Origin of the sequence: Hyphomicrobium album (genome assembly GCF_009708035.1) — a bacterium.
Classification (GTDB): domain Bacteria; phylum Pseudomonadota; class Alphaproteobacteria; order Rhizobiales; family Hyphomicrobiaceae; genus Hyphomicrobium_A; species Hyphomicrobium_A album.
The window spans coordinates 195,411-217,565 of record NZ_WMBQ01000001.1 but is presented as its reverse complement, the minus strand read 5'-3'; the positions used below and the strand labels follow the sequence as shown (position 1 = coordinate 217,565).

Below are 22,155 nucleotides of genomic sequence, written 5' to 3'. Positions count from 1 at the left end.
TGCGCTGCGCATCGACCTTAACCTCCCGTCGAGCGCGTCCAACCTCACCATTCCCCAAGGATAGGCATGGCCTCCTACACAGCCGGTCCCGCTGAGAAGCGGTACGCGGAGCTGAAGGCCGATCGCCAGCCATACGTCACACGCAACGATGAGTGCGCCGCCCTAACGATCCCTCGCTATATGTCGGCAGGGGACGGTGGCGGTCGCGTACCTGCAGGCAAGTTGCGTAAGACGTGGCAAGGCACCGGCTCGCTCTGTGTCAACAATCTCTCAGCGAAGCTCCTCATCACAACGATGCCGCCCGAGGCGGCCATGTTCCGCTTCAAAGCGAACGACGAGGCCCTCCGGCAGGCTCAACAGGAGAAGGCCAAGGCGGACCTCGACCAGGCGCTTGCTGCGCAGGAGCGGAACGCGGTCGACAAGATCGAGGCGTGCGCCGATCGCGCGGTAGTCTTCGACGGCTTCAAGCGCTGCACCATTGGCGGCAACGCCCTCATCAACCTGTACGACGACGGCTCCCGCGTAATCCCGCTTGAGCGCTTCGTGGTGGTCCGCGACGGAAGCGATAACCTCTTGGAAATCGTCGTCGAAGATCCGCTCGCCCCCGAGACGCTCCCCAAGGACCTCCTCAAGTATGTCTCCGAGCGCGGCATCATCGGCCGTCACAAGGACAGCTACGGGAAGAAGTCGCTTCGCGTCTACACGCACATCCAGCGCCGCAACGAACAGATGCATTTGTATCAGGAGTTGTGCGGGAGGCGCGTGGACGGCAGTGAGGGCGCGTACCCCGTCGACCGCTGCCCGTGGATACCCATGCGGTTCTTCGCGGCGGACTCCGAGGCCTATGGCCGGTCATACGCGGAGGAGCACTACGGCGCGCTGCAAGCGCTGGAGAACCTCTACAAGGCAATCACGGAGGGTACGGCCGCCGCCGCGCGCGTGCTCACGATGGTCAACCCCAACGGCATCACCCGCGTGCGAGACGTTGACCAGGCGCCGAACGGAGCGGTGGTGGTCGGCAACGCGGCTGATGTCACGACATTCCAGCTCGACAAGGCGCGCGACTTCTCGACGGGCATGACGCTCATCGAGCGGATAGAGCGTGGCCTTGAACGCGCATTCCTCGTGAACACCGGCATTCAACGACCCGGTGAGCGCGTGACGGCGGAAGAAATCCAATTCATGGCGAAGCAATTGGATGACGCGCTCGGCGGTGTCTACACGATCTTCAGCAAGGAGTTCCAGCGGCCGTTCGTCAACGCTCGACTCCACCTCATGGAGATGAACCGGGAAATGCCGCAGATGCCACGCGACATCGTTCGCCCGACGATCCTCACCGGCTACGACGCTCTCGGGCGTCAGAGCGACAAGCGGAAGCTCCTCGATTTCTCGAAAGCCGCAGTCGAGACGGTCGGCGAGGAGGACTACAAGCTGTACGTCAACCCGAGCGAGCAGCTCAAGCGCCTCGCCACGGCTGACCAGATTGACCCGAACAATCTCATTCGATCGGAGGAGGAGGTCGCGGCCGAGCAGCAGCGGCAACAGCAAATGGCAATGGCGTCTCAGCTCGGCCCCGAGGCGCTCAAGCTAGTCGGCAACGCAGTCACCAAAGGAGCACCACCACAATGAGCAAGCAGAACCCCGAGAAGCCCGCCGCGCTCGGCAATCCCCCGGCGCACTACACTGACCCCGAGATCGCCAACCTCCCCGAGGTACGAGTCGACGGGTCCGACACCCAAGAGTTCGACCCGCAGAACCCCATCATCAAGAAGGGTTCTGTCACTGACCCGAAGACGGGCATTACGACCACTCACAACTAACCGCCGCCGCGCGCGGCCTCAGCACGAAGAGGTACTATGAACCAGGATCGAGACGACGCCGCCGCGGCACGTGAGGCGGCTACCGCTGCAGGCACTAACCCGCAGGAGGAAGTGGGGGACGAGGCCGCGACGCACCAACAGCCGAACCCCTCCGGCGAGGTGGCACCCGCTGAGGTAAAGCCCGCGGCCGGTGAGGAGGGCGATGACCTCGCAAAGGCGATCGACACGGCAGCCTCCGACGAGCAGCTCGCGTGGGCTGGCGAGACGTACGGCGAGGCGATCGCGGGCGTCATGAAGGACGCGGGTGTCAACGCCCACGCGGCCAACGAGTATTTCCAGAAGAACGGCACCCTCCCGGATGCCACCTTCGAGAAGCTCGCCGCGAAGGGCTACCCGAAGTCGGTTGTGCAGGCGTACATCAAGGGCGTCGCCGACGAGAATGCGAAGGTCGCGGAGGTGGCGCTCGCCGAGCAAGAGGCGAACAAGAAGACGTACGCCTTCGACGTGGCGGGCGGCCAGGAGTTGTACGACCAGATGACCGCTTGGGCCGCCTCCGCGTACACGAAGGATGAGGTCGCCGACTTCGACAAGGCCATCACGTCCAACGATCCGGCTACGATGCGCCTTGCTGCGCAGTCCCTCAAGTCGCGCTTCGAGGCCGCCAACGGGAAGCTCCCGGCGCGCAACCTCGGCAAGGCCACAGGTCAGCAGACGGTAGCGGGCGGCAAGGATGCGGACACGGGCGGCGACACGTTCGCAACCGCCGCGGACATGCAGGCGGCTATGCGCGATGTGCGCTACGGCCGCGATGCCGACTACACCAGGGATGTTGAGCTGAAGGTGGTCCGGTCCAACCGGTTCGGCCACGTTCGGCGCGCATAGGCCGCGGGTCCTTCACCCGCACACCCAAAGGTGACACTACACGCACGGCCTACGCACCCCCGCGGGGGACCGCGCTTAGGGCATCCGTCGGTTCGCCTCCTCACTAGGAGAAACGAAACGGATGGTGAATGCCACTATCTCACGCCAGGGCGTAGTCAACGCCGTTGACCCCACGAACTGGTACGACCCCGAAGCCTTCGCAGAGTTCCAGGAGATTTTTGCGGGCGAGGTCCTCACGGCCTTCGCCGAGACGCACGTCTTCGGTAACCTGCATTACGTCCGCACCATCAGCTCCGGCAAGGGTGCGTTCTTCCCGGCCACGTGGAAGGCGACCGCCGCCTATCACCAACCGGGCGTGCCGATCGTCGGCAGCAACAAGATCAAGCAGAACCGGCGTCTCATCAACGTCGACCACCTCTTGGTCTCGGACGTGTTCATCGACGACCTCGAAGACGCGATGAACCACTTCGACGTTCGCCAGATTTACTCCAAGCAGATCGGCGAGGCCCTCGCGAACCGCTACGATGTCAACGTGGCTCGCGTGCTCGTCAAGGCGGCCCGTGCTTCAGCGACCATCTCCGGCGCTGTCGGCGGCTCGGCTCTGACGCATGCGGACGCGAAGACTGTCTCCTCGCGTCTCGTGTCCATGATCTTCAACGCCAACCAGGTGTTTGATGAGAAGGACATCCCGCCGAGCGAGCGGTACTGCGGTCTCAAGCCTGCGCAGTATTACCTCATCGTGCAGGACGAGAAGGTCCAGAACACGCAGCTCGGCGGCCACGGTCTCTACATGCAGGGCAAGGTGCCCTTCATCGGAGACACCGCGATCGTCAAGTCCAACTACCTGCCGACGACCAACGTGTCTTCGGGCACGAACGGCGAGCAGAACGACTACACCGGCGACTTCACGAAGACGGCTGGCATCTGCTGGCACCGCTCGGCTGCCGGTACGGTCAAGCTGAAGGAAGTGTCGACGCAGGCCACGGCTCCGCAGGGCGACTTCAACGCCATGTATCAGGGCACGTTGCTGCTCGGCAAGTACGCGATGGGTCACGGTATCCTCCGTCCGGAGAGCGCCGTGGAACTCGCCTTGCCGTAAGCACTACCGCACTACCACCAGGGGCCGCGCTCAATCACGGGCGCGGCCTTTTGTCGTTTGGGACAATCGCATGGATGAGAGCCTGACCACCGAACTTGACGCCGTGAATGTCATGCTCAGCACGATCGGCTCGTCTCCGGTGAACACCCTTGAAGGACCGCTCGCGCCTGACGTGCTCACGGCGCGCAAGAAGCTGCACCAGATTTCGAAGGCTGTCCAAAGTGAGCGGTGGGACTTCAACACCGAGGACTACTACCCGCTCGCACGGAATAGCGACAACGAGATCCCGCTCCCGACGAACACGCTCAATGTCGCCGTAACGTACCCCACCACGCTAGCCATCGTGCAGCGCGGCCTCCGGCTCTACGACAAGACGAACCACCGGTACACCTTCGAGCAGGACGTGCAGGCGACCATCACGTTCGTCCTCATGTTTGAAGAGCTACCGGAACCGGCCCGCAACTACATCGGGATACGCGCCGCCCGTGATTTCCAAAGCGCCCTGCAGTCCGCCGCGGAGGCCAAGTACAGCGAAGAGGACGAGCTGCGCGCGCGCGCCGACTTCATTCGCTCGGAAGGGTACGGGAGCCTCCTTGACGGGAGCGGCACGTATCGCCCGGCCCATACTCTGCGGAGAGGCTCTTGACGTACGTTAGCGACAGCATCCCCAATCTTGTCGGCGGGGTATCGCAGCAAGCCGCCAAGCTCCGCCTCGCGTCGCAGTGCGAGGAGCAGATTAGCGCAACGTCCTCCATCCTGGAGGGCCTCGGCCGACGCCCACCAACAGCGCACGTCGCGCGTCTAACACCCTTCGACGAGGATCTTACGCCGGAGGTCGCGGCGGAGGCCGCAGTCCACACGATCGACCGCGACGACACCGAACGGTACAAGGTCCTGATCTACGGCGAGACCATTCGCGTCTTCGACTTCACCGGGGACGAGAAGACGGTCAACACGCCGGACGGCACCGATTACCTCCAGTGCTCCGTCTCGAAGCGCGCCCTCAGCCTCACAACGCTCATCGACCATACGTTCGTGGTCAACAAGGAGATTGAGGTGGCGATGGAGGGCGCGGTCAGCGATGCCCGCGGTATCGAGGCGCTCGTCTTCGTGGCGGTCGCCAACTACTCGACGGACTACAAGGTCACGCTCGACGGTTATACCGCTACGTGCGCAACGCTGCCGTACGGGTACGCTGCGGCCAATCACATTAGCCCGACCGGTGGTGATGGCAGCTCGGGCTCCCCCGTGGCTATCTCCTCGGAGTTCATCGCGGAGTGCCTCAAGGCTGACCTGCAGGCGAACCACCCGAACCACGCGAACTACTCCTTCGCCGTGGCGAAGTCCGTCATCTGGATCAAGCGCGTCAACCTCGCGGCGTTCTCCATTGAGGCGTTCGATTCCCGAGGCAACACGCAAATCTCCGTCGCGAAGGAAACAGCGAAGGCCCTCAGCTTCCTCCCCACGGCAGCCCCGGATGGCTTCCAAGTTGAGATCGTCGGGGACGCTGGTACGGCCGCCGACAACTATTTCGTGACATTCAAGTCGGACAACCCCTCGCTCACGATTGGGCTGGGCGCATGGGTGGAGTCGGTGAAGCCGGGCATTCCGGTGGCGCTCGACCCTGAGACCATGCCGCACGTCCTGGTTCGTGAGGAGGACGGCACGTTCACGTTCCGGCAAGTCGATTGGGTGAGCCGAGGTGCGGGCGATGAGGATACGGCCCCCACCCCGTCCTTCGTTGGGCGAACCATCAATGACGTGTTCAACATCCGTAACCGCCTCGGGCTCCTCGCGGCTAGCAACGCCTCACTATCCGCCGCGGGCGAAATCTTCAGCTTCTTCCAGCCTAGCGCGACGGTGCTGACTGACGGCGACCCAATCGACAAGGCCGCGAGCCACACAAAGGTGGCGGTCCTGGTCTACGCGGTCCCCTTCAAGAAGCGCCTCTTCTTCTTCTCGTCTAAGACGCAGTTCGAGTTGGAGTACGGCGACGTGCTCTCAAACGAGACGAGCGAGATTGTTCCACTTACGGAGCTAGAGGGGGCGATCGGCGGGCGACCCATCGGGGCCGGTAAGACCATGTTCATGCCCCTCCGCCGCGAAGGCGCTACAGGCATACAAGAGTATGTTGTCGACGATGAGACGGGCAGTAGCTTGGGCGATGACCAGGAGATTACCGCCCACGTGCCTACCTACATCCCGGCCGGGCTGAGCAAGCAGACGGTCGCGGTCAACGAGAACACTCTCGCGCTGCTCACCGATGAGACCCCGCGGTCGCTCTACGTTTACCGCTACTTCTGGCAGGGCCGCGAGAAGTTGCTCTCCTCGTGGAGCCGCTTTGACTACTACGGCGACGACGCCGATGCGCGCATCCTCGACGCGGAGTTCACTGTCGACGAGTGCTATCTCGTGGCGACTCATGTGGACGGCGTATACCTGGAGCGCTTCTCAATGGCGCCCAAGCGTACCGACCCGAACTCGGCGTACGCCTTCGCCCTGGATCGCAAGATCACGGAGGCGGCGTGCGACGTCGATTACGACTCGCTCGCGAACGTCACGACCATCACGGCCCCCTTCATCCTCTCTGAGAACTTCGTCGTCGTCGCTCGCTTCCCGGACGACCACACGAAGACACCGGGCGGTACGGCCACGACGGTCGAAATCGACGAGGACGAGATCAAGGTGTTCGGCGACTGGTCGGACGCGAAGTTCTATCTCGGCGAGAAGTACCGGACCCGCTACGTGTTCTCCCCGCAGTTCCTCCGCAAGGCGAGCGCAGGGGGCGGCCGTGAGGTTGTCGGCACCGGGCGGCTCCAGATGAAGTTCTGGATCTTCCACTATGACCGCACCGGGTACTTCGAGGTTGTCGTCACTCCGCGCGGACGGGAGGCGTTCCGGCACCAGATTACGCCGCGGTCCATCGGCACGCCGGAAGCGACGATAGGAAGTCCGCCAATTGGTGCGGGTCAGTTTCGCGTCCCCATCATGGCGAAGAACGATGAGGTTGAGGTAGCCATTGAAAGCGACTCACACCTTCCCATGCACGTCCTCTCCGTCGAATGGGATGGGGACTACACTAGCCCAAGTCGACGGCTTTGACGTTTGGTGGCGGCACGCGCTGCCGCGCGACGTTGACATAGTGGCGGCCAACCTATCGACCGCCGACCGTGCGGAGCTGGACGCCGGAGGGAAGTCTCCAAAGGCCGCCTTGTGGGCCGCGCTGCAGCTCCCTGGTCAGTGCCTCACGATGCTCGACCACACGGACGGCGGCGCCCCGATGGGTATGTTTGGGGTGGTCGCGACAGACGATCCGATGGTCGGCGTTGTGTGGGCGCTAACGACCGATCGCGTGCGGCGCCATCGCGTGCGCTTTCACAAGGTCGCCCGCCAATGGGTGGAGTGGGCCAACGCGGTGTGGCCCCTCCTCACGAACGTCATATGGGCCGGGAACCTGGGGCACCTCGTGTGGCTCCGGGCGCTCGGCTTCACGCTCCTCTCCGAGCACACCGCCAACGGCCACCTCTTCTACGAGTTCGTAAGGACGCGTCCATGTGTGATCCAGCATCAATCGCAATCGCCACGTTCGCCGCCTCCGCCATAGGCGCCGCGGTCGACTACCAGGCGCAAAGCAGCCAAGCGAGGCAGCAAGAGCAAGTTGAGAACCAGCGCTTCCAAGAGACGGAGCGTTTCCGCTTCGCCAACGCAGAGTCAGCCCGCAACGCCTTCGTGGAGAACGCCGCACAGCTCCGCATCAAGCAGCGACAGGAGTCGACCGTCCGAGCGGATGAGACCGCCCGCGTCGACCGGGAGCGGCGGCAGGTGCAAGGCCGCGTGTTGGCGAGCGCCTCGACCGGCGGAATCGGCCTCGACAATATCCTCACCGATGTGGCGCGCGCGGGCGGCCTCGCGTTGTCCAACCTAGAGACGCAACGCACGTTCGACGACCAGCAGACGGAACAGGAGCTGACCGGCCATAGGGCGCAAGCGCTCGACGCCATCGCATCGGCGCGACCGTACATCCAACAGCCCGTGTCACGCCCTAGTCCGCTGGGGCTGGCGGTCGACATCGGCACCGCGGGCATCAACGCCTATGGGAATTACTACAACGCCAAAGCGAAGAGGACTGCCTCCTAATGGCAATCAAGCGTCCCGCCCAATCCGAGCCTCAGCGGCTCCGCGCTTCAGCGCAGGCGGTCAACACGTTCGTCCGCCCTGAGGCACCCCTCCTCGCCCCCGACGCGGCACAGCCGACCGCCCTCCTCCGCCTCGCCGATAGCCTCCGCAATGTGTCCCCTGCAATGGCTCGTCTCGGCGAGTCGTATCGCGCCGCCAATGAAGAGGCCGGTGAGAGCGAGGCGCTTGGGCTTCGGCTCAAGACCGAGACCGCCGAGCTGACCGCACGCATCAACTCTGGTGACATCCCGGAGGGCGTCAACCGTATGGCGCTCGACATGGGTCACGGCGAGGACATTGCGCGGCAGGACTTCGAGGACCTTCGCAAGCGTTATCTCGGCGAAAGCACGGTCACGCCTGACTCCTCTGTGAGCGGGAGCAATGCCTTCGATCGAGATACGGGCGACGTTGACGCGTGGTTCGCTGGCGTCGCGCGTGAGGGAGAGCGGCGTGTTCCGAAAACCGAGGCGGCGCTCTACGGCTATCGCAAGCAGATGGACGCCTTCCGCAAGCAGCTTATCGCCGAGCAGACTGCATACTCCGAGAAGCGCACCAAGGAGGCGAACCTCGACGCCGCATACAAGGACCTCTACGGCACCGCCGTTGGCTCCGTGTCCAGCGGCGAGCGCGACCCGGCGAAGATCCACGCCAACATGCGGGACGCCTTCGACAAGACGCGTCGCATCCACATGCTCACGCCCGGCGAGACCGATGAGGCAATGGCCGTGGCGGCGAACTCAATCGCGGTCCAGGGCATCCCCGGCAACCCGGCGCTCGGCGTCGAGCTGGTCAAGGAGATATTCCTCGGCGCACGCGACGGTGCCCCACCGCTCGGCGGCTCGGCCAAGTACGCAGACATCGCGTCGAAGACGATCGAGCAGGCGCAGAAGACGGCGGGGGAACTCCAACGGAAGTTGAACGTCACCCTCAAGGTCGACTTCACGGAGGCGGCCTCGACGGGCACGCTCGACGAGAAGCGCTTCATCGGCTTCACCGAAGCGAACTCTCACGTGTTCTCTCAGGCGGAGCGCGAGGGCATCCTCATTCAGAACCGCAACGCGCTGCAGACCGCGCGGGAGAAGAACGCGAAGGTCGCCGAGAAGCTGCAGCTTGAGGCGGTCGCCCAAGCGAGCGAGCAGAGCGTCAACCACATGCTCGACGGCGCGGGGAAGGCGGGCACGCTGCTCACGATCCCCGAGCGCACCACGTACACGAAAGCGGACGGCTCGACGGCGACGTACGGGCGGCAGGAACTCATCGACCGCGGCGTGGAGAACAAGCTCGCCGAGTTGGATGCGTGGGCGCAGGCCGAGACCGCGAAGCCCGAGAACAAGAACGCCGACATTCCGGGAATGAAGTTCGACCGCGAGTTGGACTACTTCAAGCGCAACCCGGTGAAGCACCCGCAGTGGGCCGACGTGCTCAATGCTGGTTACAGCTCCGCTGCGCCGGACACCCTCGCCGCTGCTAACACCGCTCCCCCCCACCTGCTGCAGGCGGTGGAGCTGTACGAGAAGCTCGAAGCGAAGTCGCCCGGCCTCCTGGAGCGGCACCTCAACTCACAGGGCGCGAAGGACTTCTATCAGACGTATCGCACGGCCCGCACGCTGCTCCGGCAGGACGAGCGGCAGGCGCTGCACACCGCGGCGCTCGCAACGAAGGGCGTGCAAGACGAGGTTCAATTCCAGCCTGCATACGACAAGGTGGAGACAGAGCTAGCAAAGGCCGGTTCCATTTGGCCGTGGGCGCAGGGCATCGAGAACTACGGAGAGATGCTCACTGACATACGGCGGCTTGGGCGTGTTTTGGTTCGCGGCAACGTCAACCCGGAAGCGGCGCTTCAGGCGGCCGGTGAGGCAGTCCGCAAGCAGTACACGAATATCAACGGCTACATGCTCCGCACGTCCGATCGCAACATTGAGAGCTGGGACGCGAACATGGCGGCCGTGAAGCTGCAGCCGCGGAAGTTCGAAGAGACCGTCCTCGATTACCTGCAGAGGTACGCGAGCGACCAGCACGACCCGTCGACCCTTAGCATCCGCCCCATGACGAACGGCGTGGGGACGTGGGCGGTAATCGACGCCGTGACGGGCTTCCCGATTGAGAGCAACTCGGGGCTGAGCCCGCAGTTCTCCATCCGCGACCTCCTCCAGTTCGAGAAGGATGTGCAGGAGGGGAACATTGAGGAGAAGCTGAAGGAGTTGCGGAGACCGCCGAAGAGCATGGCGCCTCACAACCTCATCCGGCGCGCGTTCGGCTTCGAGGATACCGACCTCTTCGAGGATGACGCGGCCGAGTAACCCGGTGACGCATGACCAACGCCATCACGAACCGCATCGCCGAGGAGGCGGAGCGGCGCGGGCTCGACCCGTACTTCGCACTCGCCACGGCCAAGCAGGAGAGCAACTTCAATCCCCTCTCCCGTGCCTCCACCAGCTCCGCCTTTGGCATCTTCCAGTTCATTGACGACAACTGGAAGGACTACGGCATCCGGCCTGGTGCCCCCGAGACGTACGACCCGGAGACGCAAGTCGTGCTTGGCGTCGACCGCATCAAGCGGAACTACGACGGCCTCAGCGCGAACCTGGGGCGGTCCCCGGAGCCGGGCGAGTTGTACCTAGCCCACGTGTTCGGCCTCCGCGGCTCGTCGCAGATCCTCGCGGCCACTGACGACACGCCGATCGGCGCGGTGCGGCCCGAGAAGGTTTGGCGCGCGAACCCTTGGGTGGGGAAGAACGGCATCCAAACGGTTGGCCAGCTCAAGACGTGGTTCAAGAACAAGACCGCGGCGCGAATGTCCGAAGTGTCGCCGATGCTCGACCCGTACGCTGTCACCACGGCGCCCGAGACGGCAGGCACCACGGAGCCGATCCTCAATGACTACGGCGCGAAGGCCCGCCTCCGTGAAGGCGCCGAGTGGCCGCTCCACCACTTCAAGCCGGAACACTTCCGCTCGAAGGACGGGGCACCGCTCGACCTCAACATGCAGGCGGCCCTTGCGCTGGACCGCACGCGCGAGGAGTTCGGCGAGCCCTTCGCGCTTACGTCGGCGCACCGCTCGGAGACGCACAACCGGCGAGTGGGCGGAGCGAGCGGATCGCGGCACGTCCACGGAGACGCCTTCGACATCGACATGACGGGTATGGCCCCGGATGCGCGCGAGCGTCTGCTCCTCCTCGCCATGAAGAACGGCTTCACGTCCTTCGGCTTCTACGCCAACTCCCCGGATATGCTCCACGTCGACACCCGCCAAAGCGGCGCCGCTTGGTTCCGCGACGGCAAGGGCAAGAACTTCCTCAAGTGGGGTGGTGAAGGCGAAGCCGCGAACTTCCCGGCGAACCATTGGGCCGCGGGGGTGATGAAGAGCTACTTCCGGCGCGGCCAAGGCCCAACCGGCGCGGCGATCGCTGCAGCAGAGAACCCGAAGCATGCCGCGGGCGTCGACCCCACCAAGGTCGCCGACGTGGTGCAGCCTCCGGGCATCGAGCTTCCGCCCACCGGCCCGTCGACCATCACCGCACAGGACAGCATCCCGGCCGCTCCGTACACCACCGCGGAGATTGCGACTCAAGAGCGCGAGGCGGCGGCTGCAGCTCCGGGCATCGCACAGACAGCATACGACTCAGTGCGTGCCGAGTGGGGGCTCCTCGCGGGTGGCAAGCCGACTCCGTTCACGCATGACCCGCAGTGGTCCGCCTCGGACGACTGGATCAAGGAGAACATGCGTCACCTGCCGCTCGACTATTGGGACGGCATCCAGACCACGGTCTCCGAGGCCCACGCCCGCGACTTCGTGAAGAAGGCGGACGAGGCTTACCAGATCGAGCAGCGCCTCGCGGCAACAGGTGCGGGCGGCTTCGCGGCACGCCTCATCGCCGCCACCCTCGACCCCGTGGCAATCGCCGCCATGCTGGCCACTGAGGGCGCAATGGCTCCGTACGTCCTCGCCGCCAAGGGCGCCCGGTACGCGCGTATAGTGAGGGGCGCAACGAGTGGCGTGGTCTCCGGCGGCGCGGCAGTTGGTCTCCTCTACGCGAACAAGCCTGGAGCGGACGGTCGCGACGTGGCCTATGCGATGGCTGGCGGTCTCATCCTCGGCGGCCTCTTCAACGCCGGGCGCGGCGGCCTCAGCCGGTCAGAGCACGAAGCGCTCGCCGCGGCGGGGCACCGGATGCGCGCGGACCTGGAGAAGACGCCGGACGCGTTCATCGGTGACAAGGGCGCGGGCGCGGCCGTCAATCCCGGCCTGCAGCGTCCCCTCAATCAGAACGCCTCAGAGGCCCTCGCGGAGGCGCGCGCAAACCCGGCCGCCAAGTCCGCCCTTGGGGGTGCACGCTTCGACGCCACCGGCTCGACGCTCAACTCAGCGCATCCCCTCGCGGCGAAGACAATGGACGGCCTCGCGGAGGACGCGGTGGGGCGTGTTGGCCACGAGCGCAACACCCTCTCGGCGACCGAGTATCAGAGCTGGTTCCACCGCAAGCAGATGAACGGCTTCTATAGGGCCGTGCGCCCGGCTTGGGAGAAGTACCGCGCTGAGCTGGGCATCGGACGCTTCGCGCTGAAGCAGCGAGCGGAGGCGTACGAGGACTTCATGCAGCAGCTCACCCGCGTCACGCGGGACCCGACTGCAGAGGTCTCCGAGCACGCCCGCGCAGCAGCAACGAAGATACAGGACCAGTACGAGGACATCCTCGCGCACGCCAAAGACCCCGGCATGAAGGACGGCGTTCTGATGCCCCCGGTGAAGGGCTTCGAGGACATCAAGTTCAACCGGCAGTACGCGCCCCGCATTTGGCTTGGCCGCCAGATCGCGAAGGCCCGTGCTCAGTTCGGCGATGAGAAGATGGAGCGCTTCCTCGCGCAAGCGTGGTTGGCGCGGCGGCCGGTGTTCCAAGCGGCGAAGGATGTTGAGGCGGGCAAGGTCCAGCTCGACCCGGCGCAAGTCGTCGATGAGATCGCCCTCAGCGAGAAGTTCGGCAAGCTCTTTTGGAAGCGCCTCCGGGAGCACCAGGCGGACGCGTCTAGCGACCTCTCACGGGCACTCTCCGGCGACGACCTCGAAGGGCTCCGCGAGCAGCTCATCCGTGCGCTCGACGATACGGCGGACGTGGCGGAGGAGGACGTGGACAAGATCCTCGCCTCTCTGAAGCTGGCGGACCAGGGCGGCTATGCGCGAGCGAAGCAGAGGGCGCTCTTCGACGAGGCCTTCAGCGCTCAAGTGGTCGACAAGAACGGCGTGGCGCAGACGGTGCGCTTCGACGATTTCCTTGAGAACAACATGGAGCGCCTCTTCGGTCAGTACTCGCGCAACCTCTCCGGCGCAATCTCAATGGCACGCGCGGGGTACAACTCCGTGGCGGCCTTCGAGCGGCGGCTTGAGCACATCAAGGCGTCTGCGGATGAAGTCGCGGGGTATGGCGAGAAGGACCTCAACCGCGACCTCAAGAACTTGTCGTACGTCGGCACGATGCTCACCGGCTCGCCCATTGGGGACTTCGGTAAGCAGTTGTTCCGCGAGCGCTCCTCGACGGCCGGTCAGTGGGGCCGCTTCCTCAGGGACGTGAACTTCACGCGCCTCATGGGACAGCTAGGCTTCGCACAGGTGGCGGAGACGGGGAACATCCTCGGGACGGTCGGCATTCGTGCGGCCTTGACCGGGATGCCCGCCTTCCGCGCGCTTTGGCGCAACATCGAGACGGGCGAGCTTGGCGATGACCTCGCGCGTGAGCTTGAGGCGGCCGTGGGCTTGGGCACCGACCGGCTCCGGGGCTCCACGGAGTTCCGCTACGAGGACTTCGGCAACTATCTCGACCCCTATGAGGACGCCACGCTCGCGAAGATGAGCGGCCTCATGGAAGCCGGGAAAATGGCGATCGGCGAGTTGAGTGGTGCGAACATGGTCAACACCGTGCTCCACCGCTGGACGATGCGCGCGGTCGCACAGAAGTTCTCGGATATTTCGTGGGCCAAGGGCGCTTGGACGGAGCGGCGCCTCGCGGCGTACGGCCTCGACAAGCCCACGTCCGACCGCATAAGCGCGGAGCTACGCAAGCACGCCGTCACGGTGAGGGGCGCCCTCTCGTCGAAGAAGCTCACTCAGCTCAACCTCGACAAGTGGGACCCCGAGATCCGCGAGACGTTCGAACAGGTCATGTACCGCGTTGGGCGTCACATCATCCAAGAGAACGACCCCGGCAACCTCGCCGCCTTCATGAGCCGCCCCTTCTGGCAACTCGTGACGCAGTTCCGTGTGTTCGTCCTCGCGGCCCACTCGAAGCAGCTCCTCCACGGTATCCACCTGCGGGACGCCACGACGACCACGGCGTTCCTCGGGACCTCCGTGACGGCAGGCCTCGCGTACATGCTCCAGACGCACGCGCAGAGCCTCGCTCAGCGGGACCCCAAGAAGTTCCGTAAGGAGCGCCTCTCTGTCGAGCGCATCGGTGCAGCGGCCTTCGGGCGCGCGGGCTGGTCCGCTCTAGTGCCTACCGTTGTCGACAACCTCGCGTACGACTTCGGATACGACACGCCCTTCGGGATGCGCACGTCGGGGCTAGGACCTTCGGGCCTCCTGCAGAACCCCACGTGGGACTTCCTCAACTCCGCCGCACGCATCCCCTTCGACACGGCGCGAGCCGCTGTGCGCAGCGACATCGAGTACAGCGAGCAGGACTTCAAGCGTTTCTACAACGTCCTGCCGTTCAAGAACACGCTGCCGGTGTCGTACGGCCTCGGGCTCATTGGCTCGCAACTCCCCGAAAAATCCCGCTAACAAAAACTAGGAGCCCTTCAGTGGCGCTAGCGTCTGTTACCTACACGGGTAACGGGACGACCGGTCCGTGGTCATTCCCGAAGCCGTACATCGCACGTGAGCACGTCCACGTGTACGTCGACGAGGTGGAGGTCGACTTCACCTTCCTCACCAGCTCGACGCTCTCTATCTCTCCCGCCCCGGCGAACGGCACGCAAATCAAGATCAGCCGTGAAACGCCCAATGACGTACCGCTGGTCGACTGGTCGAACACCGCGAACATCACCGAAGAGAACCTAAATCTGCAGACACTGCAGAACCTCTACGTGATGCAAGAGGGTATCGACCTAGCGGCAGCTACGAGCACTGCCGGGGCGGCAGGGTCTGCGGCCCTCGCGAGTGAGAAGGCCAACGTCGCCACCGCACAGGCGGTGATCGCCACCGACAACGCTGAGCAGACGACCGAGGACCGCGCTGTCACCACGGCCGCATCCTCCACCGCGGTCACCGCCGCCGACACCGCAACGCAAGCACTATCGGCGATGCTCGGCGTGGGCAGGATGCACCAGGTCGGCGACATCAAGTTCCAATCACTGGCGTACACGTCGCCCGGTTGGATGCGCATTAAGCGGGACCCTCAGGCGGTACTCAAGACGGCCGCCCCTGAGTTGAACGCGAAGTACGCCGCCGAAGGTTACCCGTACGGCTCCACATCGACGCACTTCAATATCCCAGGCGGCGCGGGTCTATTCGTCCGACCGTGGGATGACACGAGCACGCACGATCCCGACGCGGCCTCACGTCTCGCGCATGACGGCACACCAGGAGCGGGTAACGTCATCGGTTCGCGGCAGGCCAGTGAGAACAAGCAGCACGCCCACGGCATCACGCAAAACCCACACTCGCACCAATATAACCCTTATGACTCTAGTTCGGCCTCCGTCGGTGCTGGTGCGCATGCCACGATCGCCTATGGCAGCATACTCCGCAACACGGTTGGCGCGAATGCTGACATCACCATCAACAACGAGGGTGGCAACGAAAGTAGGCCCGCCAACGTCGCGTTCCCGTTCGTCATCCTCGTCAACCCCGGCGAAGCGGGCAACGCGCATACGCCGTTCGGCCTCCCCTACTCATGGGACACCGGCACATCGGACGCCGACCCCGGCACTGGCGAGCTGAGGCTCAACCACGCGACCCCAGCGAGCGCAACGTTCCTGTATGTCTCGAAGACGGGGGCGAACGCCGCGACGCTCACGTCCGTCTGGAACCTCATCAACGGCATCACGGCCACTACCCGCGCGGTCCTCACCATTATGCACGGCGGCGCCCCGAGTAACGCGGTGGTCGCTGGCGTGACGGGTGCGGTGGTCGACGCCACCGGTTACCTGAAAGTCCCCGTAACCGTCCTGAGTGTCGGCGGTGCGTTCCCCGCAGGGGTGCCCCTTAGCGTCCAGATTGGACTTGCCGGTGGTGTCGGTCCCGTGAGCACCGAGCCCGGACCGCAGGGCGAGAAGGGATGGTCGGCGGTTGAGGCGATCGAGAATGACGGCGCGCGGCGCGTCAAGAAAATCGTCGACTGGCAGGGCGGCCAAGGGACCAAGCCCGCGGTGAACCTGTACGTCGGTGCCTCCGGCCTTGAGGCTCTGATTGCCAACGGAGTCGACATACGCGGAGCCGCAGGTGCTGGCAACGGCGACGTTGTGGGGCCGGGCACCTCAGCGGCGCACCGCCTTGCAGCGTTCACCGACACCACGGGCGCGCTGCTGGAGGACTCCGGCGTAAGCGTCTCGGCGGACGGTACGCTAGCTGGCGACAGCGATGCTTTGGTCGCTACCCAAAAGGCTACGAAGACATACGTCGATACCGTAATAGCGGCCTTGCGTGCGGGTGTTTCGGCGTCCTTCGATACGCTCGCTGAGATCGCCACGGCGATCGGAGGACTTGTCGCGCTGGCGGGTGGGCAGACGCTAACGGGCGGCCTCGCTGGCACGTCGTTCGCCATGAACAGCGGCAGCCCAGTGACGACCGGCACACTCACCCCGGTCATGACCAACAGCAACCTGCAGCACTACACCAACGGCGGCGCGCACACGTTGGCTCCGCCCTCTGCTGCCGGGTCAATCGTCATCGACATGACCAACAACGGTTCGGCGGGGGCGGTGACGACCTCGGGGTTCACGAAGGTATCTGGCGACGGCCTGACGACCACCAACGGGCACAAGTTCAGGCTCTTTATCACGGTCGGCAACGCTGGCTCGCATCTTCACAAGCAGGCCATGCAATGACGTTTCCATTCCCCGTGTTCTGCCCGCGAACCTTGGTATCCACGGCGATCGGCAGCGGCACCGGCAGCGTCATCGGTAACATGACGACCCGCGGGGGCACTGCGGCGGCGTTCAACGGAAACGCAAACCAAGCCGCGCTGCAAAGTGCAGGCATCAGCGCCACGTCCGGCTTTGTCGGCAAGGACTGGGGTAGCGGCGTCTTCAAGACACTGAGCCGCTTCAAGGTCACAAGCCCGAACAACACCGAGTGGACCGTCAACAACGGCGGCACCATTACGATGGAGTTGCGGGGATCGAACTCGGCGCCCTCCACCGGCTCGGAGGGTTCCCTGCTCCATACGTCGACCGCCGTCAACACCGGAACCTCCATCGTGCACGACAAGGGCATTTCGGCTGGCGTCGATGTGTCGTCGGCCTACCGCTACCATTGGGTGCGCATCTCTCACAACCTCGGCGGCGGCTTCGAGTGCGTCATCTGTGAAGTCGATTTCGAGGAGCTACTCTAGGATGGACAAAGCGCAATGGCCGCTTTGGCTGTTGGCTGGTCATGCGCACTACGGTACGCGTGAGCACGCCAGCGGTCACAACGGTAACATCCTCAACTTCTTCGTGATGGTCCGCGCGTTCGATTCGGCCCGTGACGAAATCGCCTGGTGCGCCGCCTACGAGGGCGCCTGTTACGAGCGCGTTGGGCTCCGCTCCACGCGTTCCCTGATGGCGAAGTCGTACCTCGATTGGGGCCTCAAGCTTAGCGAGCCCCGCATCGGCTGCGCTGCCGTCTTCGACCGAGGCGACAACCCCGACCTCGGGCACGTCACGAACGTCGTCGAGATCCGCGAGAAGACGATCCTCTGCCAGGGTGGCAATCAGAGCGATAGCGTTTGTTACGCGGAGTATTCGAAGGCGGACGTGCGGGCGTACCGTTGGCCCGGCGACGCGGAGCAGGCGCGCCTCTCTGACGTGTTCGACATCGCGTACAAGTACGTGGTGAGCCCGGAAGTGGAGGGCGGCTACACGGACGACCCGTACGACAACGGCGGGCCGACCTTCCGCGGCGTCACCATAGGCACCCTCGCGGCGTGGCGTGAGGTCAACCTGGAGAGCAACTACGGGGCTCTCAAGGCCGAGCTGCAGGCTGGCCTCAGCGAGGAGGAGGTTCGGGCTATCTACGTCACCCGGTACTGGTTTGCCTCGTGGGCCGACCAGCTCCCGCCCGCCCTCGCGGTCATGCATTTTGACTCCTCTGTGAACCAAGGAGTTCGTCGCGCGGCCGAGTTCCTGCAGCGCGCAATAGGCTCCGAAGTCGACGGCGAAATGGGGCCTGACACTCTCGCCTTGGCCCGCGTCGCGGACGTGCGTGAAGCGCTCCGCAAGTACAGCGAAGCCCGTGAGCAGCACTACCGCGGCATCGCAACCTTCTGGCGGTTCGGCAAGGGATGGCTCGCGCGCAACAAGCGCACACTCGACCTCGCCCTCTCCGTTGCCAACTCCGCCCTTTCCCCCGAAGCACAACCGAAGGAGAAGCCATTGACTGACACCGTTGGCACCGCGCCCTCGCCGACCCCCGAGCCCGCGCCTGTTTGGTGGGGCAAGAGCGTCACCATTTGGGGCATCCTCATCACGGCCGCGTCGACCGTTCTTCCGGTCCTCGCCCGCGCCGCTGGTATCGACATCACGCCCGAGCTCATTTCGCAGTTCGGCACGGACGTGACCACCGTGGCCTCCGCGATCGGCGGCTTGGTCGGTACTGTCATGGCGATCTGGGGCCGCGTGAAAGCCTCGCGCCCGCTCACCACCGCGCCGGTCCAGCTCAAAATCTGATGAACCGCGATGAGAAGCTCGGGCACCTGTTCGACGGTTTGATTGACCAGGTGCTTGAGCGCATCCGATCCGGCACAGCCTCTGCCGCAGATTTCCAAGCAGCACGGCAGCTCCTGAAGGACTGCAACTTCGACATCAACCGGGACAATCCTCCCGAGAAGGTGAAGGAGTTGATCGGCGAGTTGCCCAATCTTGAAGACGACGATCCATCGCTTCCGCAGAGGTTGCCAAACTGAGGAAGAAAGGGAAGCAGCACAGGCCCCCGTCAAAGGCGCGCATCGTAAGCGTCATTTGGCGGGACGCCTGTACTGATGAGGGATGGACGGACTACCGCATAGCGTACCGAACGCTTAAGCCCCCATACGTTGAAACGGTGGGCTTCCTTCTCAAACAGACCAAGGACCACCTCGTCCTCTTCTCCACCCGCGGCCTCGTGGACGGAGACATCAACAGCCGCATTACGATCCCGCGGGGCTGGATTACGCGCATGACTACGCTAAAGCGCCCGAGCCCTAAGAAAGCGAAACCTAAGGCTTAGAGAATCCACCCGCCACCGGCTGACACCGGAACCACGCCGAGCCCTTATCCTTGCGCGCCTCTTGCTTGCCGAGCGCGAACGAAACCATTTGGGCACCAGCGACAAGGCATTCCTCCTGAGACCCGTAAACTCTCATCGGCTCCTCACGGTTACCCGTTGGGAGAAGCAGGGTGATTATCAGGAGGAAGCCTTCGGTGTTCATGGGCGCCTTACGGCTTGAAAATATCGCCGCAGTCTGGAGGCACAAGGGCGAAAGTCAAGCCAACCGCCGACGCCATCGCGTCCATTGAATACCGCTGTGGATATTTTGTACCGCCCTTGCCGCGGCGCAAGTTCCGCACCGTCTGGTCCGAAATGAAGAAGCCCGCCTTGTCCGCGGCGCGCATAACGTCACCTGCACTTAACTTTTTGATGGCGCGCAATAGCGCGAACACTTGTCGGTCCTTCTCCGGCCGGTGCTCCATCCTCCGCACAAACTTCTTGCGGCCGTTACGTTTCTGCCGAGAACCGCCTGCCAAGAATGCCGTATCCGCTCTCATCGTTTAGCGCTCCATAGAAGGCCCGCTGCCGGGCGTTTCGACCCCAACGGTGTACCCCACCGGTTCCACTAGTGCAACGGTTCTGCGGCGCTGTACGGCCCGCTATTCGCACCCTGATTAACAAGCAAGGAACGCATGGCTCACCCCAGCGCGGCTAAATACCGTGGCAAGTGGTGGCGCGAGGCTTTCGAGAAAGACGATTGGCGGATCTTCGAGGACTTCCGGTACTTCCTGTTTCACGTCTGGAGGTTCCTCGAATTACCCGAGCCCACGCCCCTCCAATACGACATCGCAAAGTACCTCCAGCACGGCCCCCGGCGAAAGATCATTGAGGCGTACCGCGGCGTTGGTAAGTCGTGGATCACGTCCGCGTTCGTCTGCTGGCTCCTGCTTCGTGACCCCCAAGAGAAGATCCTCGTGGTGTCCGCCTCGAAGGATCGCGCCGACCAGTTCTCCACCTTCACCCTGCGGCTCATCTCCGAAATGCCGCTCCTCGCGCACCTCCGTCCGAGGCCCGATCAACGCCAGTCCATGATCGCGTTCGACGTGGGACCGGCCATGCCGGATCACTCCCCGAGCGTGAAGTCCGTTGGCGTCTTCGGTCAGCTCACCGGCTCGCGCGCGAACCGCATCATCCCGGACGACGTGGAAGTCCCGAACAACTCCGAAACGCAGCAGATGCGCGACAAGCTCGCGGAGCGCGTGAAGGAGTTCGACGCCATCCTCAAGCCGGGTGGTTCAATCGACTACCTCGGCACTCCGCAGACTGAAGAGTCGCTCTATAACAAGATGCCCGCGCGCGGTTACGAGATCCGCGTGTGGCCCGCCCGTTACCCCAAAGCCGAGGACGTAGCGAAGACGTACGGCGACACGCTCGCGCCGATCGTCGCGCTCGCGCTGGAGAAGAATCCAGACCTCGGCGGTAAGCCCACGGACGCCGTGAGGTTCGACCACGAGGACCTCCTTGAGCGTGAGTTGTCGTACGGCCGTTCCGGCTTCGCGCTGCAGTTCATGCTCGACACACGCCTCAGCGACCAGGACCGCTATCCCCTCAAGCTCAGCGACCTGGTGGTGTTCGCGTGCAACCCCGACGTGGCGCCCGAAAAGATCGTCTGGAGTGGCAACCCCGAGTACGTCGTACAGGACCTCGAATGCGTGGGCCTCTCCGGCGACCGGTACTATCGCGCGGCTACGCAGTTCGGCGAGTGGCTCCCGTACACGGGCTCGCTCCTCTACATCGACCCATCGGGCCGCGGCAAAGACGAAACCGCTTGGGCCGTTATCAAGATGCTCAACGGGTACTTGTACCTGCCGGGCGCCGGAGGCTTCCAAGGCGGCTACGAACCGGAGACGCTTGAGGGACTCGCCAAGCTGGCCAAGGACCATGCGATCAACCTGGTGCAGATCGAGGACAACTTCGGTGACGGCATGTTCACCGCACTCCTCCGGCCGGTCATGGCGAAGCACTACCCCGTCACGATCGAGGAGGTGAAGGTCTCGCGGACCAAGGAGCTGCGGATCATCAGCACGCTAGAGCCGGTGCTCAACTCGCATCGTCTCATCGTCGACCCGTCAGTCATTAAGAACGACCGCGCCTCGACCAAGCATCTGCCGCCCGACAAGGCGCTCCGATACCAGCTCTTCTATCAGCTCTCGCGCCTCACGAAGGAGAAGGGCTCGCTCGCGCAGGACGACCGGCTCGACGCACTCGCGGGCGCCGTCAAGTACTGGACTGACAAGATCGGCATGGACGCCGACCAGCGCATCAAGGACCGGCAGGAACAGCTCGCCCTCGACGCGTACGAACTCGCGTTCCACGCGGACATCTCGACCGATGGCTTCGCGATAGGCCTCAACCTGGAGCAAGCCCGCCAAGTGGTCCGAGCCCGAGGCGGCAACAAGCGAATGGACATGGTGTGAAGAAGATACGGCGCATCAAGCGCAGGGGCGCCCTCGTCCCGGTCGACGACTACACGGAGTACGCCAACGTCCCCGATCTGCAGGTCTACGAGAACGAGGACGAATACGAGTTCACCGGCATCCTCGACGTTGAGGGCGAGCCCCTCTACCGCAAGACGCGGGACGGCATCGGGTTCCTCCGCAAAGCCGCCTTACGGCGTGGCCGGAAGAGGACCGCCACCCGCCCCTCCAAAGGGACGCCCCGAGCGAAGAGAAAGCCCACCAAGCGAAGGTGAGACTCTTAAGGGAGACTCTAGGGTCCGCCCTTAGGTGTCCTCC

General features: G+C 64.2%; 17 protein-coding genes. 16 read left to right on the top strand and 1 reads right to left on the bottom strand.

Going from position 1 to position 22,155, the window contains the following annotated elements; all coding sequences use genetic code 11:
• Nucleotides 1–66: 66 nt before the first annotated feature.
• The 14 genes from GIW81_RS00910 (at nt 67) to GIW81_RS00845 (ending at nt 19,076) form a co-directional block, all read left to right on the top strand.
• On the top strand, nt 67–1,629 hold the full coding sequence (locus GIW81_RS00910; RefSeq protein ID WP_154737478.1) for a portal protein: 1,563 nt from the start codon (nt 67–69) through the stop codon (nt 1,627–1,629).
• The gene (locus GIW81_RS00905; protein WP_154737477.1) at nt 1,626–1,820 is read left to right on the top strand and encodes a hypothetical protein; all 195 of its coding nucleotides are present in this window, start codon (nt 1,626–1,628) and stop codon (nt 1,818–1,820) included. Before GIW81_RS00910 ends, GIW81_RS00905 begins: the two co-directional genes overlap by 4 nt.
• Before the next feature lie 36 nt (nt 1,821–1,856).
• Entirely contained in the window at nt 1,857–2,702 is an 846-nt protein-coding gene (locus tag GIW81_RS00900; protein WP_154737476.1) for a capsid assembly protein, read from the top strand.
• 121 nt (nt 2,703–2,823) lie between these two features.
• The gene (locus GIW81_RS00895) at nt 2,824–3,801 is read left to right on the top strand and encodes a major capsid protein (RefSeq protein ID WP_154737475.1); all 978 of its coding nucleotides are present in this window, start codon (nt 2,824–2,826) and stop codon (nt 3,799–3,801) included.
• 70 nt (nt 3,802–3,871) lie between these two features.
• Nucleotides 3,872–4,447 carry a phage tail protein gene (locus GIW81_RS00890; protein ID WP_154737474.1) on the top strand — a complete coding sequence of 192 codons (576 nt, stop codon included), beginning with the start codon at nt 3,872–3,874 and terminating at the stop codon, nt 4,445–4,447.
• Nucleotides 4,444–6,903, top strand: coding sequence for a phage nozzle protein (locus GIW81_RS00885; RefSeq protein WP_154737473.1), 2,460 nt, complete (start codon nt 4,444–4,446; stop codon nt 6,901–6,903). The genes GIW81_RS00890 and GIW81_RS00885 overlap by 4 nt, the downstream gene beginning before the upstream one ends.
• A 40-nt stretch (nt 6,904–6,943) precedes the next feature.
• Nucleotides 6,944–7,405 carry a phage protein Gp13 family protein gene (locus tag GIW81_RS00880; protein ID WP_154737472.1) on the top strand — a complete coding sequence of 154 codons (462 nt, stop codon included), beginning with the start codon at nt 6,944–6,946 and terminating at the stop codon, nt 7,403–7,405.
• Nucleotides 7,354–7,938: a virion core protein, T7 gp14 family gene (locus GIW81_RS00875; RefSeq protein ID WP_154737471.1), complete on the top strand. Its 585-nt coding sequence runs from the start codon at nt 7,354–7,356 to the stop codon at nt 7,936–7,938. The genes GIW81_RS00880 and GIW81_RS00875 overlap by 52 nt, the downstream gene beginning before the upstream one ends.
• Nucleotides 7,938–10,277, top strand: a complete 2,340-nt coding sequence (locus GIW81_RS00870; protein ID WP_154737470.1) for a hypothetical protein — start codon at nt 7,938–7,940, stop codon at nt 10,275–10,277. Before GIW81_RS00875 ends, GIW81_RS00870 begins: the two co-directional genes overlap by 1 nt.
• An 11-nt stretch (nt 10,278–10,288) precedes the next feature.
• Entirely contained in the window at nt 10,289–14,752 is a 4,464-nt protein-coding gene (locus GIW81_RS00865) for a D-Ala-D-Ala carboxypeptidase family metallohydrolase (RefSeq protein ID WP_154737469.1), read from the top strand.
• Nucleotides 14,753–14,772: 20 nt separating this feature from the next.
• Nucleotides 14,773–17,019, top strand: coding sequence for a phage tail fiber domain-containing protein (locus tag GIW81_RS00860; RefSeq protein WP_195930294.1), 2,247 nt, complete (start codon nt 14,773–14,775; stop codon nt 17,017–17,019).
• Complete coding sequence (locus GIW81_RS00855; protein ID WP_154737467.1) at nt 17,016–17,525, top strand: hypothetical protein; 510 nt, start codon at nt 17,016–17,018, stop codon at nt 17,523–17,525. Before GIW81_RS00860 ends, GIW81_RS00855 begins: the two co-directional genes overlap by 4 nt.
• Nucleotide 17,526: 1 nt before the next feature.
• Complete coding sequence (locus GIW81_RS00850; protein WP_195930292.1) at nt 17,527–18,840, top strand: TIGR02594 family protein; 1,314 nt, start codon at nt 17,527–17,529, stop codon at nt 18,838–18,840.
• Nucleotides 18,840–19,076: a hypothetical protein gene (locus GIW81_RS00845; protein ID WP_154737465.1), complete on the top strand. Its 237-nt coding sequence runs from the start codon at nt 18,840–18,842 to the stop codon at nt 19,074–19,076. Before GIW81_RS00850 ends, GIW81_RS00845 begins: the two co-directional genes overlap by 1 nt.
• A gap of 511 nt (nt 19,077–19,587) precedes the next feature.
• Here GIW81_RS00845 and GIW81_RS00840 read toward each other — a convergent pair.
• Nucleotides 19,588–19,917: a hypothetical protein gene (locus GIW81_RS00840; protein WP_154737464.1), complete on the bottom strand. Its 330-nt coding sequence runs from the start codon at nt 19,915–19,917 to the stop codon at nt 19,588–19,590.
• 135 nt (nt 19,918–20,052) lie between these two features.
• On the opposite strand from GIW81_RS00840, the gene terL reads away from it, so the two are divergent.
• Both terL and GIW81_RS00830 read left to right on the top strand, forming a co-directional pair.
• Nucleotides 20,053–21,837 carry a phage terminase large subunit gene (gene terL / locus GIW81_RS00835; protein ID WP_154737463.1) on the top strand — a complete coding sequence of 595 codons (1,785 nt, stop codon included), beginning with the start codon at nt 20,053–20,055 and terminating at the stop codon, nt 21,835–21,837.
• Nucleotides 21,834–22,112, top strand: coding sequence for a hypothetical protein (locus GIW81_RS00830; RefSeq protein ID WP_154737462.1), 279 nt, complete (start codon nt 21,834–21,836; stop codon nt 22,110–22,112). Before terL ends, GIW81_RS00830 begins: the two co-directional genes overlap by 4 nt.
• The last annotated feature ends 43 nt before the right edge of the window (nt 22,113–22,155 follow it).